This window comes from Streptomyces sp. NPDC051214, from assembly GCF_040682375.1.
GTDB lineage: Bacteria > Actinomycetota > Actinomycetes > Streptomycetales > Streptomycetaceae > Streptomyces.
The window spans coordinates 141,763-156,694 of record NZ_JBFBAT010000006.1; the positions used below are offsets into that span (position 1 = coordinate 141,763).

Here is a 14,932-nt window from a genome sequence, read left to right on the forward strand (position 1 = left end):
GTTCGGCCGGCGCCGAACGGTCAGACGGCGGGCGCCGCCACCTGTGCGTACTGCAGCGCCAGCCCGTCGAGCAGCGCCCGCAGGCCCGTCTCGAAGGCACGCTCGTCGATCTCCTGCTGGCGGTCGGCGAGGAGGTGGGCCTGGCCCAGGTGCGGATAGTCGGCCGGGTCGTACGCGGTCGCGTCGTCCACGAAGCCGCCGGCGAAGGAGCCGAGCGCCGAACCCATGATGAAGTAGCGCATCAGCGCGCCGATCGACGTGGCCTGCGCGGCGGGCCAGCCCGCGTCGACCATCGCCCCGAACACCGCGTCCGCGAGGCGCAGCCCGGCCGGGCGGCGGCCGGGGCCGCTCGCGAGCACCGGAACGATGTTGGGGTGCAGGGTGAGCGCCGCGCGGTACGAGACGGCCCAGTCGTGCAGCGCCGTCCGCCAGTCGCGCGCGTCGGCGGCCTCGAACATCGACAGGTCGACCTGTGCGCTCACCGAGTCCGCGACCGCCTCCAGGATCTCGTCCTTCGTGCGGAAGTGGTTGTAGAGCGAGGGTCCGCTGACCCCGAGCTCGGCGGCGAGGCGACGTGTCGAGACGGCGGCGAGGCCCTCGGCGTCCACGAGCGCGCGCGCCGTCTCGACGATGCGATCTCTGCTGAGGAGGGGCTTGCGCGGTCGGGCCATGCGGCACATAGTAGGGCTGCCGCAAGAAACTAGCAGTGCTAATTTAAATCTGGTCCCACGCGTCGATCCGAAGAGGTGCCCCCGATGAACCTGGAGCTCAGCGAGGAGCAGTCCGCCGTCCGGCAGCTGGCGAAGGACTTCGTCGCCCGTGAGATCGCCCCGCACGTGATCGAGTGGGACCGCGCCGAGAGCGTCGACCGCTCGATCGTGAAGAAGCTCGGCGAGGTCGGCTTCCTCGGGCTCACCGTCGACGAGGAGTACGGCGGCTCGGGCGGCGACCACCTCGCCTACTGCCTGGTGACCGAGGAGCTGGGGCGCGGCGACTCGTCCGTGCGCGGCATCGTGTCGGTCTCCCTCGGCCTGGTGGCCAAGACCATCGCGTACTGGGGGAGCGAGGAGCAGAAGCGCCAGTGGCTGCCGGGCCTCACCTCCGGTGAGCTCGTCGGGTGCTTCGGGCTCACCGAGCCGGGCACCGGGTCCGACGCGGGGAACCTCTCGACGAAGGCCGTGCGCGACGGCGGCGACTACGTCATCAACGGCTCCAAGATGTTCATCACGAACGGCACCTGGGCCGACGTCGTGCTGCTCTTCGCGCGGACGGGCGACGCACCCGGGCACAAGGGCGTCTCCGCGTTCCTGGTGCCGACCGACACCCCGGGCCTCAGCCGCCGCACCATCCACGGCAAGCTCGGGCTGCGCGGCCAGGCCACCGCCGAGCTGGTCCTTGAAGACGTCCGCGTCCCGGCGTCGGCCATGATGGCGCCCGAGGGCAAGGGCTTCTCGGTGGCCATGTCGGCGCTCGCCAAGGGGCGGATGTCGGTCGCCGCCGGGTGCGTGGGCATCGCCCAGGCCGCCCTGGACGCGGCCGTGTCGTACGCGACCGAGCGCGAACAGTTCGGCAAGCCCATCGCGGGACACCAGCTGGTGCAGGAGCTGATCAGCGACATCGCGGTGGACGTGGACGCCGCGCGCCTGCTGACCTGGCGGGTCGCCGACCTCATCGACCGCGGGCAGCCCTTCGCCACGGAGTCCTCCAAGGCCAAGCTGTTTGCATCCGAGGCCGCGGTGCGCGCCGCCAACAACGCCCTCCAGGTCTTCGGCGGGTACGGCTACATCGACGAGTACCCCGCGGGCAAGCTGCTGCGCGACGCGCGCGTGATGACGCTCTACGAGGGCACGAGCCAGATCCAGAAGCTGGTCATCGGACGGGCGCTCACCGGGATCTCGGCCTTCTGAGTACGTGACCTGAGTACGGGAGCGGATGTGGCGCGGCTGCTCCCGGGCGAAGCTCTGACCATGAGTGAGACACCGGCACCGGTCAAGCAGCAGAACAGCACCGCCTACTACGGTCAGGCCATCGCGTCGTTCGCCGTGGCGATCGGCGCCGTGGCGATCGGGGTCTACAGCCTCGACGTCAGCGGCTGGATCCGCGCCTTCCTCGCCGTCTCCGTCCTGTACCTGACGACCTCGGCGTTCACCCTCGCCAAGGTGATCAGGGACCGGCAGGAGGCGGACCAGCTCGTCAGCCGCGTCGACCAGGCCCGTCTGGAGAAGATTCTCGCCGAACACGACCCGTTCAAGCCGGTGGCCTGACCGGCGTCCTAAGCGCTTGCTCACCGTCAGGGGTATGGTGTCCCTCCCGACCGGCGGAAGGAGTGGGCGATGAGCACGGCGGAGCAGACCGAGGGCGATGACCTGCCATGGGGCGAGGTCACGCCGGATGCGGCGCGGCGGCTGCTGATCGCCGCCGTCGAGGCCTTCGCCGAGCGTGGGTACCACGCGACGACGACCCGGGACATCGCGGGCCGCGCCGGCATGAGCCCGGCCGCGCTCTACATCCACTACAAGACCAAGGAAGAGCTGCTTCACCGCATCAGCCGGATCGGCCACGACAAGGCCCTGCGGGTCCTGCGCAGCGCGGCCGACGGTCCGGGCGGCGCGGCGGAGCGGCTCGCCGACGCCGTACGGTCCTTCGTGCGCTGGCACGCCGACCATCACACCACCGCCCGCGTGGTCCAGTACGAGCTGGACGCGCTCGGCGAGGAGCACCGCACGGAGATCGTCGCGCTGCGCCGCCAGTCCGACGCCGCCGTGCGGGACATGATCAACGACGGGGTGCGGGACGGGGAGTTCGACGTCCCCGACGTGCCGGGCACCACCCTCGCCGTGCTCTCGCTCTGCATCGACGTGGCCCGCTGGTTCAACGTCGCGGGCACCCGGACGCCCGACGAGGTCGGCGCGCTCTACGCCGACCTCGTGCTGCGGATGGTGGGGGCCAAGAAGCAGGCCCCCTGAGCCCCTCGGCCCGGCTCAGAAGTAGTAGCGGGAGACCGACTCCGCGACGCAGGCGGGCTTCTCGCTGCCCTCGCGCTCGACGGTGACCACGGCGGTGACCTGGACGCCGCCGTCCTTGGTCGGCTCGACCTCCTTGAGCACGGCGGTCGCCCGCACCCGGGAGCCCGAGGGCACCGGCGAGGGGAAGCGCACCTTGTTGGTGCCGTAGTTGACGCCCATCTTCATGCCCTCGACGCACATGACCTCCGGCACCAGGCTCGGCAGCAGCGACAGCGTCAGATAGCCGTGCGCGATGGTCGTCCCGAACGGGCCCTGCGCCGCCTTCTCCGCGTCCACGTGGATCCACTGGTGGTCGCCCGTGGCTTCGGCGAACAGGTCGATCCGCTTCTGGTCGACCTCCAGCCACTCGCTGTGCCCGAGCTGCTCGCCGACCCCGGCGCGCAGGTCGTCGGCCGACGCGAAGATCCTCGGCTCTGCCATGTCCCTGGCCTCCTCAAAAATTACGAACTAAGCGGTTGCTCAGCATGCTGCGTGTGGTGACGTGTGTCAACGGACCGGGCATCGGGGCCGGCGGATCTGCCATTAGGGTTGGAGGGGTGCCCCAGATCCCAGAGAAGATCCACGAGCTCACGGTCGGCCAGCTCTCGGCCCGCAGCGGCGCCGCCGTCTCCGCCCTGCACTTCTACGAGACCAAGGGCCTGATCACCAGCCGCCGCACCTCGGGCAACCAGCGCCGCTACCACCGTGACGCGCTGCGCCGCGTCGCCTTCGTCCGCGCCGCCCAGCGCGTGGGCATCCCGCTCGCCACGATCCGCGAGGCGCTCGACTCGCTCCCCGAGGAGCGCACCCCGACCCGCGAGGACTGGGCACGCCTCTCGGAGGACTGGCGCTCCGAACTGGACGAGCGGATCAAGCAGTTGGGGCGGCTGCGCGATCACCTCACCGACTGCATCGGCTGCGGCTGTCTCTCCCTGGAGAACTGCGTGCTCTCCAACCCCGACGACGTCTTCGGCGAACGCCTCACCGGCTCCCGTCTGTTGGCGGAGCGCCGGCCTCAGTCGTGACTTCAGGCGTGGCCTCGGGCGTGCCTTCGGGGCGGTCGCGCGGCCCCAGGTGGCGGAAGGTCACGCTCAGGATCACCGCGGCGAGCGCTCCCGCGGCCACTCCGCTGCCGAAGACGGTGTGCGCCCAGGGCGCCAGCGGCGCGTACAGGCTCGGGGTCATCACCGGCAGCAGCCCCACGACCAGGGCGAGAGCCACCACGACGCTGTCGGTGCCGTGCGTGAGGTCGACCCGGGACAGCATGCTGAAGCCGAGGACGGCGATCACCGCGTAGATCACCAGGCCCGCCGCGCCGACCACCGGCTCGGGGATGGCGGCGAGAAGGCGCGTCAGCGGGGTCAGCAGACCGCAGACGACGAGCAGCACGCCCGCGCCCGCCGTGACGAACCTGCTGCGTACGCGGGTCAGTTGGACGATGCCGATGTTCTCGGCGCTCGTCACCATCAGGGAAGTGCCGAAGACACCGGCGCCCAGCGACACGAGGGCGTCGGCGCGGGCGATGCGCGGCACGTCCCGGCCCGCGTCCGGGGTGCGGCCAACCGCCTCGCTGTTGAGCACGGTCTGGCCGGTGGCCTCGGCGAGCGAGGCGAGCGCGAAGACCAGCAACGGGATCGCCGCGAGCAGGTCGAAGCGCGGGGCGCCGTACGGGAAGGGGTCCGGCAGCGCGAACGCGGCGCCGGAGGCGAGGTGGATGTCCGTGCCGAGCAGCAGCGCGATGGCCGTGCCGCCCACGAGGCCGAAGAGCACCGCCATCTGGCGCCACACGCCCCGCAGGACGAGGAAGAGCAGCGCGATGACGCCGAGCGTCGCGAAGCCGGGTCCCGGCCCCGACGCCACCATCGGGGCCGTCACCTTGATCATGTTGATGCCGATGAGGACGACCGTCGTCCCCATCACCAGGGGCGGGAAGAGGCGCACCACGCGTCCGTAGAAGGGCAGGACGCAGATCAGGAACACCCCGGCGATCAGGACGGAGCCGGACGCCGTCGCGGCCCCGTACTCCTTCCCGATCTGCAGGAAGATCGCCACCGCCGCCCCGCCCGGCAGCATCAGGAACGGCAGCCGGGCGCCGACCCGCAGCGCCCGCACCCCGAGGGACTGGAGCAGCGCCCCGATGCCGCACAGCACCAGCGTGGCGCTGAGCAGCGAGGCCGTCTGAGCGGTGGTCAGCCGCAGCGTCGTGCCGATCAGGATCACCGAGGAGACGGGCGCGGCGATCCCGGCGAGGAGGTGCTGGAGGGCGAGCGGTGCGAGGCGCGGCAGCGGAAGGCGCTCGTCGACGGCGGCCACCACGGGCTCAGCCCTTCGTTGGTGCGGGAGCCGGGGTGAGCCAGGGCAGTTCCGAGGCGGCGTAACGATAGGCGCGGAAGACGGCGTTGGGCTCCGACGGGAAGAGCTTGCGGACCTCTTCCTCCTCGTAGCCGCCGAAGAACGGCACGACGTACTCCCAGCAGAGGTAGCCGTCCGCGGTGACCTCGAAGAGGCGGCCCGCGGGGGAGTCGGTGACCAGGGTGTTGCCGTTCGGCAGGCGCTGGGCGCTGCCCATGAACGGCGCGAAGAACGACTCGCGGGCCGGGTCGTGGTACTCCCAGACGACCTTGCCGCTCGAGCGCTCGATCTCGACGACCCGGCTGAACGGGACGTCCCAGTGCGGCCGGAAGACGCCGTTGTCGAAGACGAGGAAGTTGCCGTTCTCCAGCTCGGTGGGGCAGTGCTGCTGGGAGACGACGCCGGGCTCCGAGCGCCAGATGATGTCGCCCGTGGCGCGGGATATGACGACGACGGCGGAGACCGAGCGGAAGCTGGCGAGGATGTTGCCGTCGCTCGTCGGCAGGACGCTGTTGATCAGCGGGTAGTGCTCGCGGGCGTAGTCGGGGTGGAGCGGGAAGTCCGCGCGTCCGAGGTGCTCGGAGACCTTCCACTCCCAGGTGGTGTTCCCCTCGGCGTCCACCTCGACGATGGTGTCGGCCCAGATCGTGCCGCCGTCGGCCTCGGATCCGGGCACACCGCCGCGTACGGCCGCGGCGGCCTCGCCGGTCAGGGGCTCGAGTGCCGTGTAGAGGAGCCGCCCGTCGCCGTAGTGGTGTGCGTCGTGGTGCTGGAAGCGGTCGCGGTGCTCGCGCAGGACCGTGCCGTCCGGGGCGATCTCCTGCATGATCCCGCCGCGGTACTTGTGCCACATGGGGAACAGGGCGGGCTCGTCGGGGAGTACGCCGTTGTAGGCGAGGTTGCCGTTCGGCAGGATCCGCGCGTGGCGTCCCGGGCGGTGCGGGAGGTTCCACTGGTGGGCGATCTCGCCGTGGGCGTCGACGAGGTAGACCTCGCCGCTGCCGGTGAGCGGGGCGAAGAGGGTGTAGCCGCCGTAACTGGCTTCTTCGTCCAGGGCCATCAGGCCGGTGCCGCGGCGGCGGCGCTGATTCTGGTCCACGCGGGTCATGGAGATCCCGTCCTCTCGGTCAGGTGCGCACCACCGCACCTACTTAACTTTCTTAAGTGGTGCGGAAGAGGTTAACCCGCCGGATAGGCTGAGGGACATGGGTACGAGTGAGGAAAGTGCGGCGGGGGTCCCGCAGGTCGGTCCCGGCATCCGCAGGCTTCGCCGGGCGCTCGACCTGACGCTGGCGGACGTGGCGGCGCGGGCGGGGGTCTCGGCACCCTTCCTCAGCCAGGTGGAGAACGGCCGCTCCCGGCCCAGCATGGGGTCCCTGCAGCGCATCGCCGACGCCCTGGACACCACGGCCGTGCAGCTCCTCGCCTCGGCGGACCCGCCGAAACCGGTGGACGTGGTGCGCGGCGGCTCGGCTTCGGTGGGTGAGGGCGAGGGCGACCGCGAGGCCCGGATGCGTCCGCTGGTCCGCGGCCACCAGCGGCTGCACGCACTGGAGTTCACCGGGGACCACGACTGGGGCCGCGAGTACCGCCACCGCAACGACGAGATCCTCTACGTGGCCGACGGCTCGGCGGAGGTGGAGGCGGACGGCTCCGTGTACCGCCTGGACCGCGGGGACACGCTGTACTGCGCGGCGGAACTGCCGCACCGCTGGCGCCCGTTGGAGCAGGGGACGCGGGTGCTGGTGGTGGGGATCGCGGACGGGGTGCGCGTCACGGACGAGAGGGGCCGCTGACGCGGCCGCCGGTCACGGGGGGAGCACCGCTCGACCGCGGGGTCCAGCCAGCACCCCTTTACCGCGACGGCGTGCCGAGCATCGTGAGCGCCGCCGACACCAACTGGGCGTTCGACTCCGCCCGTTCGCCGTCCGGCAGGACCAAGGTGTCCTCCAGGCCGATGCGGGTGGCGAGGCCCAGGCGGCCCGCGAGGCGCAGTACGGGCCAGGTGCCGCCCTCCTCGCCGTGCAGCAGGACGGGGCGGCCGTGGGCCCGGCCGATCACGGCGAGGAGGGCGCGGGCCGAGTCGCGGGCCGTGCCGGGGTCGGGGTCCGTGACCTCCGCGAGGACCCGCAGGACGCGCGGGCCGAGCGCCGACGCCATGAAGCGTTCCGTGCCGTCCGTGCCGGACCAGATGCCGGCCTCCACGCCCACGCCCCGGTCCAGCAGTGCCTCGGCCACCGCTTCCGCCCCGGGCTCGTGCCAGTTCACCGACGCGTGGTCGGGCAGCACGGTCCACGCGCGGATGTGCGCCACCCGCTCGCCGGGGTCGGGGTCTGCCCAGGCACCGGTGGTCACCCCGACCGGTACGGAGGTCACGGAACGGACCGCTTCCAGCGCGGCCGCAACCGCACGTGGCGCCAACGTGTCTTGCCCACAGGGGGACTTGGGGTGAACATGAACGTCCCGCGCGCCCGCCGCGACGGCCGCCGCCGCGGACTCGGCCATCGCCCCGGGCGACAGGGGGATCAACGCACCATCGCCCGCGCCGCGGGCGCCGTTCAGACATACCTGCATCACCACAGGACAGCACAGACGACGACACACAGACGACTCACAGGGGGAAGGCCGATGGGTATAGCCATCTGCTCGTTGCTGTGGAGTGCCGAGCGCTCGGGGCGGCAGAAGATCACCTATGACAGCGACGGTTACCACCTCGTGCGTTTTCCGTACACGGGCACCGACGAGTCGTACGACCCCTGGCACATGCACGACCCCGGCAAGGGCGCCACCAGCCCGTCAGGTTTCCCGGACGCCAGGTCCGGGCTCATCTGGCCGAGCCATCACGGCTGGGGCACCCTGTCGGCGATGATCTTCTGGGAGCCGGACGACCGGCCCACCGAGTACCGCGCGCGTTTCGTGCGCGATCCGTTCGGCGCCTCCACCGGCTACGACTCGACGGCCACCACCGACTGGACGCCCACCAGGGGCGGGCAGTACCGGACGCACATGTGGCAGATGTTCGTCCACCCGCGGACACCGGTCGGCCTGAAGATGTCGGCGCGCGGCCCCGGCGACGTGAAGATCGCCGCGCCGCTCCTGTTCGCCGAGTTCAAGCTGGCCATACAGACGGACGTGGCGACGCCCTAGCCGCCCTGCGCCCGCGCACGTTCCGGCCGCACCTCATGCCGAGACCAGCGGCCGTGTCCGTCGTGCCCGTGCCCTCGCCATCGCGGCGGGCGTGAGCACCGGGGCCGGCACGACGATGCCGCAGCCCGTGCAGACGGCGCCCGCGGAGGGCTCGTGCGCCAGGCCGTGCGTCCAGACGAGGTCGGTGCGGTCGCACACCGGGCAGACCGTGCCCGGCTCCCGCTCCAGCGCCGCGATCAGCCGCCGCAGCACCTCGGCGAGCGGTCCCGAGGGGTGGATGCCGGGATCGTCGCACCAGGCGACGCCGAACCCGCCCCAGGTGCACCGGTGCCAGTCGTCCACGCTGCCCGGCCGGCGCAGACCGTCGTGCTTCTCCTTGCGGCGGCGCTCCGCGAAGTCCTGCTCGTAGGCGAGCCAGACCGCGCGCGCCGCCTCCAGTTCGTCGAGCGCGGCCACCAGCCGCGCCGGGTCGGGTGAGCGGTCCTCGGGCCCGAAGCCCGCCCGGGAGCACAAATGATCCCAGGTCGCCCGGTGGCCGTAAGGGGCGAACCTCTCCAGGCACTTGCGCAGTGAATACCGCCGCAGTGCCAAATCGCTCAGCGGATCGCGCACCTGTCTCGCGAGACTCCGGAATCCGGCCATCGCCCTGCACCTCCGTCGCACGTTCTCGGACGTTGCCGAGTAGACGTATCGACTTGCGATTCGGCTCCCTCGACTTCCATCTGATTTTCGATGGACGACATAAGACGGCGGTGAGCTGGAGCTATGTGAGCATGTTGAAAAAGCGACGCATGTTCATCTTCCGGGTTGGGCAACCCGCCAGTAGCCTCCGCCTCAACTCCACCCCACAGGAGCACAAGCGGAGCCCAGAGGAGCACACATGCGACGACGCATCGTCCGGCTCAGAACCCTCACCGCCACTGCGGCGTTCGCGCTCGCCGCGTCCCTCCTCTCACCACAGCCGGGGACGGCGGCCGATGAGCCGCCACCGGTCACCGATTACTGCGAGGGGCAGTGTGCCGACGTGCTGCCGCCCGGCGCCAACGGCAACGCCACGCTCGCCGACATACTCGCCCATCGCGTCTTCGGAACTCAGCCCAAGCACGCCAATGACCAATTGGGTCCGTACGACGCACTCTCCTCCGGCTATCCGTCACTCACCGACGGCAAACTGACGGAATTCTTCAACGACGCGTCCTTCGGTGTCCGCGATGGCCAGATCGCCTCCGTCACCAGGCCGCGCGACGACGTGACGATCACCCGGGACAAGAAGTACGGCATCCCGCACATCAAGGGCTCCACGCGCTACGGCACCGAGTTCGGCGCGGGCTTCGCGGCCGGGCAGGACCGGCTCTGGCTGATCGACCTGTTCCGGCACATCGGCCGCGGCGAGCTGACCTCCTTCGCGGGCGGCGCGCTCGCCAACCAGGGCCTTGAGCAGCAGTTCTGGCCGCAGGCCCCGTACACGGAGAAGGACCTGGAGAAGCAGGTCGAGTACATCAGGTCGACGCAGGGCGAGCGCGGCAAGCAGGCCATGGAGGACGCCCAGGCGTACATCGACGGCCTCAACGCCTATCGCACGAAGTCGAAGAACGGCCGCTACTTCCCCGGGGAGTACGTCCTCACCGGCAAGATCGACGCGATCACCAACATCGGCGAGATAGAGCCCTTCAAGATCACCGACATGATCGCGCTCGCGTCCGTCGTCGGCGGACTCTTCGGCAACGGCGGCGGCGGAGAGGTCGAGGCGGCCCTCTCCCTCCTCAAGTCCCAGGAGAAGTACGGCGTCGAGAAGGGCACGAAGGTCTGGGAGTCCTTCCGCGCCCGCAACGACCCCGAGGCCGTGCAGACCCTCCACGACGGCACGAGCTTCCCGTACGCGGGCAAACCCGAGAACGCCCGCGGCACCGCGATGCCCGACGCCGGTTCGGTCGAGCGCGAGCAGCTCGTGTACGACCGCGAGGGCGGCGCAAGGCCCACGTCCGGGGGCAAGGCCCCCAAGGACCCGGTGAAGGCGCCCAAGAAGCTCGAGCCGCTCCGGGGGATGTACGACGACGGGGTGCTGCCCGCCGACCTGTTCCGGCAGGACGGCCACAAGAAGGGCATGTCGAACGCTCTGCTCGTCTCCGGGAAGCACACCGCGAGCGGAAACCCGGTCGCCGTCTTCGGCCCGCAGACCGGCTACTTCGCCCCCCAGCTCCTCATGCAGCAGGAGCTCCAGGGCCCCGGCATCAGCGCGCGCGGCGTCTCCTTCGCGGGCGTCGGCATGTACGTGCAGCTGGGGCGCGGCCAGGACTACGCCTGGTCGGCCACGTCCGCCGGGCAGGACATCACCGACACGTACGCCGTCGAGCTCTGCGAACCGGGCGGCGGCGCCCCCACCAAGCAGTCCACCCACTATCTGCACGACGGCACCTGCACCCCCATGGAGAAGCTGGAGCGCAAGAACGCCTGGAAGCCGACCCTCGCCGACTCCACGGCCGCGGGCTCCTACCGCATGCAGGTGTTCCGCACGAAGTACGGCGTCGTGACGCACCGCGCGAGCGTGGAGGGCAAGCCCGTCGCCTACGTCTCGCTGCGCTCCACCTACCGCCACGAGGCCGACTCGATCATCGGCTTCCAGATGCTGAACGACCCGACGTACGTCAAGGACGCCTCGACCTTCAAGAAGGCCGCCGAGAACATCAGCTACGCCTTCAACTGGTTCTACGCCGACGCGCGCGACACCGCGTACTACAACAGCGGCGCCAACCCCGAGCGCGCGAAGGACATCGACCCCGCCCTGCCCGTCAAGGCTCAAAAGGCCTACGAATGGCGGGACTTCGACCCGGAGGACAACACATCGGCACGGACCCCGTCGGCCCAGCACCCGCAGTCCGTCAACCAGGACTACTACATCTCCTGGAACAACAAACAGGCCAAGGACTTCAGCACGGCGGGCTTCGGTGTGAGCGCCGTGCACCGCGGTGACCTGCTCGACGGACGGGTGAAGAAACTCACCGAGCAGGGCGGCGTCACCCGGGCCAAGCTGACGCAGGCCATGTCCGAGGCGGCGGTCACCGATCTGCGCGGCGAGCAGGTGCTTCCCGAGCTCCTGAAGGTGGTGCGGAGCAAGCCCGTCACCGACCCGCAACAGGCCAAGACCGTGCAGCAGTTGGAGGCATGGCAGAAGGCCGGGTCGCAGCGCAACCAGACCGCGGCGGGCTCGAAGACCTACGCCCACCCCGACACCGTACGCATCATGGACGCCTGGTGGCCCCTGCTGATCGAGGCGGAGTTCAAGCCGGGCCTGGGCAAGGAGCTGTACGAGGCGCTCACGGCGCAGCTGAGCACCGACGAGGCACCGTCGGCCGGGCACGGCCCGACCGGGGCGCACGCCGGATCGGCCTTCCAGTACGGCTGGTGGGGGTACGCGGACAAGGATCTGCGGGCCGTGCTCGGGCAGCCCGTGGAAGGCGCGCTCGGCGACGCGTACTGCGGCGAGGGGAAGCTGGACGCCTGCCGTGACGCGCTCCTGGCCACCCTGACGCAGGCCGCAGCCAAGCCCGCGACCGAGGTCTATCCCGGCGACGACAGCTGCAAGCCGGGCGAGCAGTGGTGTGCGGACTCGATCATCCACCGGGCGCTCGGCGGCATCACGCACGGGCCGGTCCAGTGGCAGAACCGGCCCACCTACCAGCAGGTCGTCGAGTTCCCCGAGCACCGCTGAGGGAAGGGCAATTACGCGAGGGGGATCCGCCCTGCGGCGAACACGACACGCGCCAGTTCCTCGTGGCAGATGTCGCTGTGCGCGCCGGAGGGCGGGCCCCCGCGCCGCACCACCGCCGACGCGTCCACGCTGACGCACCCCTTGGCCGGGATCGCCCGGCCGAGCTTGACGCGTTTGGCGCCGTCCACCGCCCGGATGCCGTCGTACCCGATGGCGCCCCAGCGCTCCCAGAGACCGAGGAAGGTCGAGGAGTCACCGGCGATCTTCGACGCCAGGGGGTAGATCTTGCCCAGGGCGTCGTCGTGCCGGGAGTAGCAGGACACCAGCGGCCCGTCGATCCGCCGCTGCACGCCGTTGAGCGCGCCGCTGCGCGAGGGCGCGTGCGGCAGCCGCTTGGAGAACGCGTAGTGCGAGAAGGCCCCTTGGAGCAGGGTCGTGGACTTCACGCTGCGCACCGACGCCGGCATCCCGCGCAGGGCGTACGACACGAGCCGTGCGCCGAAGCTGTGCCCGATGAGGTGCACCCGTACGTTCGGCGCCTCCCGGGCCAGCAGTCCGATCGCGGGGCCGAGCCCCAGCTGGCCCACGGAGCCCGCCCGGCGTTTCATGGCGTAGTAGCTGGCCTGGCGGAGAACTTCGTGCGCCCCGTTCCAGAGACGTTTGCGCAGGCTGCCGAAGAGCTCCTGCTGGCCGGTGCCCTCCATCGCCGCGGCGAACACCTGGCATACCTCGACCGCGTCGTCGGTCAGCATGGCGGGCAGGCCCGTCCAGGTGTCGTCGGCGAAGCGCCACGCGGCACTGTTCTGGTGCACGGCGACCAGGTTGCGCACGAGGCGGCTGTACTCGTAGAGGCGCGTGGGCACCTCGGAGCGCTCCTCGAGCAGCGCCCCGATCCGCCGCAGGTCGTCGTCGTGATCGGGGAACGTGCGGGCGAGCAGCAGTCGCGTCGGCTCGTCGAGCAGGGGGCCCGCGCCCGGCACGGGCCCCGGCCCGGTGGCCGTGACCGTGGGCTCGAAGTCCGGGATGCGTTCGTCGGGGAAGCGGATGGCGGGCCAGAGCACGCCCACGTACCCCAAGCGTACGCGCGGTCCCGCGAGGTCCCGGCACGGCGTGTAGAACCGCCGGTAGAGGTCGGTCGCCATGTCTTGGTCGTTGTTCCAGCCGTGCGCGAGGACGAGGAGATCGGTGACGTTCTCGTCGGCCATCTCGGCGAGGAGATGGTCGCGTTGCGTGGTGTCGACATCCCCGTCGGCGTCGAAGGTCAATTCCCAGTAGGGCTCCACGCCGACCATCGTCCTGCGGCCCCGGTGTACTGACCAGATGTCCCGCAGCACGCATTGGGGCAGGCGCCCACCACGGTCACCGGCTCAAGCCAGTTCCCGCTCCCGGGTCTCCGGCAGCGCGAGGACGCACACCAGGGACACGACGGCCATCGCGCTCACGTACCAGCCCACCGATGACGAGCCGAACGCGGACTGCAGCCGTGTCGCCACCAGCGGGGAGACCGCGCCGCCGAGCACACCGCCCAGGTTGTAGGCGAGCGAGGCGCCCGAGTAGCGCACCTTCGTGCCGAACAGCTCCGGGAGGTAGGCGCCCATCGGCCCGTAGACGACCCCCATGCAGAACAGCGCGCCGCCCAGCGCCAGCGCCATGAGCACCGGCTGCTCGGTGTCCAGGAGCGGGAACAGCACCAGGCCCCACACCACGGCGAGCCCGGCGCCCACGAGGACCAGCTTGCGGCGTCCGGCGCCGTCGGAGCGCGTCGCGGCGAGCCACGTACCGGCCGCGAGGAAGAGACAGGCCACCAGCGAGAGGCCCAGCATGGTGTCGCGGGAGACGCCCAGGGTGCCGGTCGAGTACGCGAGGCAGTACGTCGTCGCCGTGTAGAACAGGCCGTAGGCGACGACCATCCCGCCCGCGCCGAGCAGCAGTTCACGCGGATGGTGGCGCAGCACGTCGAGCGTGGGCACCTTGCTGGCCTCCTGCGCGTCCATGACCTTCGCGAAGACCGGCGTCTCGCTGATCCGCAGACGGACGAAGAGTCCGACGCCGACGAGCAGGAAGGAGAGCAGGAACGGCACGCGCCAGCCCCAGGAGCGGAACGCGTCGTCGGTCAGGACCGCCGAGAGCAGCCAGAAGATGCCGGTCGCCGCGAAGAACCCGACGGACGGGCCGAGTTGCGGGAACGCCGCGTACAGGCCGCGCTTCTTCTTCGGCGCGTGTTCCACCGCGAGCAGCGCGGCCCCGCCCCACTCGCCGCCGAGCCCGATGCCCTGGAGGAAGCGCAGCAGGATCAGCAGGACCGGCGCCCAGATGCCCAGGGTGCCGTATCCGGGCAGGAGTCCGACGAGCGCCGTCGACAGACCCATCAGGAGCAGCGAGGCCACGAGCACCGACTTGCGGCCGACCCGGTCGCCGAAGTGCCCGAAGACCACCGAGCCGATGGGCCGCGCCGCGAACGCCACCGCGTAGGTGGAGAAGGAGGCGAGGGTGGCGTTGACCGGGTCCAGGGTCGGGAAGAACGCCTCGTTCAGGACGAGCGCGGCCGCCGTGCCGTAGATGTAGAAGTCGTAGAACTCGATGGCCGTCCCGATGAACGAGGCCACGGCCACCCGGCGCATGCTCTCGGGGCTGCCGTCCGCGCCCGGGACCTGGTCTTTCTCTGCTGCTGTCGTTTCGCTCCGCACGACCGGCACTGTCGCGTTGGATGTAGGGGACA

15 protein-coding genes are annotated in these 14,932 nt (G+C 70.8%); 7 read left to right on the forward strand and 8 right to left on the reverse strand.

Features of this window, described 5'->3' with window-relative positions:
• Nucleotides 1–20: 20 nt before the first annotated feature.
• The gene (locus AB0M70_RS17210; protein WP_365820804.1) at nt 21–671 is read right to left on the reverse strand and encodes a TetR/AcrR family transcriptional regulator; all 651 of its coding nucleotides are present in this window, start codon (nt 669–671) and stop codon (nt 21–23) included.
• 84 nt (nt 672–755) lie between these two features.
• Here AB0M70_RS17210 and AB0M70_RS17215 point away from each other — a divergent pair, with 84 nt between their 5' ends.
• The 3 genes from AB0M70_RS17215 to AB0M70_RS17225 all read left to right on the forward strand — a co-directional run bounded on the left by AB0M70_RS17215 (nt 756) and on the right by AB0M70_RS17225 (nt 2,966).
• Entirely contained in the window at nt 756–1,907 is a 1,152-nt protein-coding gene (locus AB0M70_RS17215; RefSeq protein ID WP_365820805.1) for an acyl-CoA dehydrogenase family protein, read from the forward strand.
• A 60-nt stretch (nt 1,908–1,967) separates the two neighbouring features.
• Nucleotides 1,968–2,264, forward strand: a complete 297-nt coding sequence (locus AB0M70_RS17220) for a YiaA/YiaB family inner membrane protein (protein ID WP_365820806.1) — start codon at nt 1,968–1,970, stop codon at nt 2,262–2,264.
• A 69-nt stretch (nt 2,265–2,333) separates the two neighbouring features.
• Complete coding sequence (locus AB0M70_RS17225; protein ID WP_365820807.1) at nt 2,334–2,966, forward strand: TetR/AcrR family transcriptional regulator; 633 nt, start codon at nt 2,334–2,336, stop codon at nt 2,964–2,966.
• A 15-nt stretch (nt 2,967–2,981) separates the two neighbouring features.
• Here AB0M70_RS17225 and AB0M70_RS17230 read toward each other — a convergent pair whose 3' ends face one another.
• A complete protein-coding gene (locus tag AB0M70_RS17230; RefSeq protein WP_365820808.1) occupies nt 2,982–3,446 on the reverse strand; it encodes a MaoC family dehydratase in 465 nt (154 codons plus the stop codon).
• A 116-nt stretch (nt 3,447–3,562) separates the two neighbouring features.
• On the opposite strand from AB0M70_RS17230, the gene soxR reads away from it, so the two are divergent.
• Nucleotides 3,563–4,030 carry a redox-sensitive transcriptional activator SoxR gene (gene soxR / locus AB0M70_RS17235; protein WP_365820809.1) on the forward strand — a complete coding sequence of 156 codons (468 nt, stop codon included), beginning with the start codon at nt 3,563–3,565 and terminating at the stop codon, nt 4,028–4,030.
• On the opposite strand, the gene AB0M70_RS17240 is transcribed toward soxR, so the two are convergent.
• Together AB0M70_RS17240 and AB0M70_RS17245 are read right to left on the reverse strand one after the other, a co-directional pair.
• Entirely contained in the window at nt 3,987–5,321 is a 1,335-nt protein-coding gene (locus AB0M70_RS17240) for a solute carrier family 23 protein (protein WP_365820810.1), read from the reverse strand. The two genes, soxR and AB0M70_RS17240, sit on opposite strands and share 44 nt — an antisense overlap.
• A gap of 4 nt (nt 5,322–5,325) precedes the next feature.
• The gene (locus AB0M70_RS17245; protein ID WP_365820811.1) at nt 5,326–6,465 is read right to left on the reverse strand and encodes an aryl-sulfate sulfotransferase; all 1,140 of its coding nucleotides are present in this window, start codon (nt 6,463–6,465) and stop codon (nt 5,326–5,328) included.
• A gap of 97 nt (nt 6,466–6,562) precedes the next feature.
• Between AB0M70_RS17245 and AB0M70_RS17250 the strand changes: the two genes are divergently transcribed.
• Nucleotides 6,563–7,153: an XRE family transcriptional regulator gene (locus AB0M70_RS17250; protein WP_365820812.1), complete on the forward strand. Its 591-nt coding sequence runs from the start codon at nt 6,563–6,565 to the stop codon at nt 7,151–7,153.
• 58 nt (nt 7,154–7,211) lie between these two features.
• Here AB0M70_RS17250 and AB0M70_RS17255 read toward each other — a convergent pair whose 3' ends face one another.
• Entirely contained in the window at nt 7,212–7,934 is a 723-nt protein-coding gene (locus AB0M70_RS17255; protein ID WP_365820813.1) for a 3-keto-5-aminohexanoate cleavage protein, read from the reverse strand.
• 51 nt (nt 7,935–7,985) lie between these two features.
• Here AB0M70_RS17255 and AB0M70_RS17260 point away from each other — a divergent pair, with 51 nt between their 5' ends.
• Nucleotides 7,986–8,504 (forward strand): hypothetical protein, encoded by a 519-nt coding sequence (locus tag AB0M70_RS17260; protein WP_365820814.1) that lies wholly within the window; start codon nt 7,986–7,988, stop codon nt 8,502–8,504.
• A 33-nt stretch (nt 8,505–8,537) separates the two neighbouring features.
• On the opposite strand, the gene AB0M70_RS17265 is transcribed toward AB0M70_RS17260, so the two are convergent.
• On the reverse strand, nt 8,538–9,146 hold the full coding sequence (locus AB0M70_RS17265) for a hypothetical protein (protein WP_365820815.1): 609 nt from the start codon (nt 9,144–9,146) through the stop codon (nt 8,538–8,540).
• Between the two features lie 238 nt (nt 9,147–9,384).
• On the opposite strand from AB0M70_RS17265, the gene AB0M70_RS17270 reads away from it, so the two are divergent.
• Entirely contained in the window at nt 9,385–12,213 is a 2,829-nt protein-coding gene (locus AB0M70_RS17270; RefSeq protein WP_365820816.1) for a penicillin acylase family protein, read from the forward strand.
• Between the two features lie 11 nt (nt 12,214–12,224).
• Here AB0M70_RS17270 and AB0M70_RS17275 read toward each other — a convergent pair whose 3' ends face one another.
• Together AB0M70_RS17275 and AB0M70_RS17280 are read right to left on the reverse strand one after the other, a co-directional pair.
• The gene (locus AB0M70_RS17275; RefSeq protein WP_365820817.1) at nt 12,225–13,505 is read right to left on the reverse strand and encodes a serine-threonine protein kinase; all 1,281 of its coding nucleotides are present in this window, start codon (nt 13,503–13,505) and stop codon (nt 12,225–12,227) included.
• Nucleotides 13,506–13,580: 75 nt separating this feature from the next.
• Nucleotides 13,581–14,834 carry an MFS transporter gene (locus tag AB0M70_RS17280; protein ID WP_365821133.1) on the reverse strand — a complete coding sequence of 418 codons (1,254 nt, stop codon included), beginning with the start codon at nt 14,832–14,834 and terminating at the stop codon, nt 13,581–13,583.
• Between the last annotated feature and the right edge of the window lie 98 nt (nt 14,835–14,932).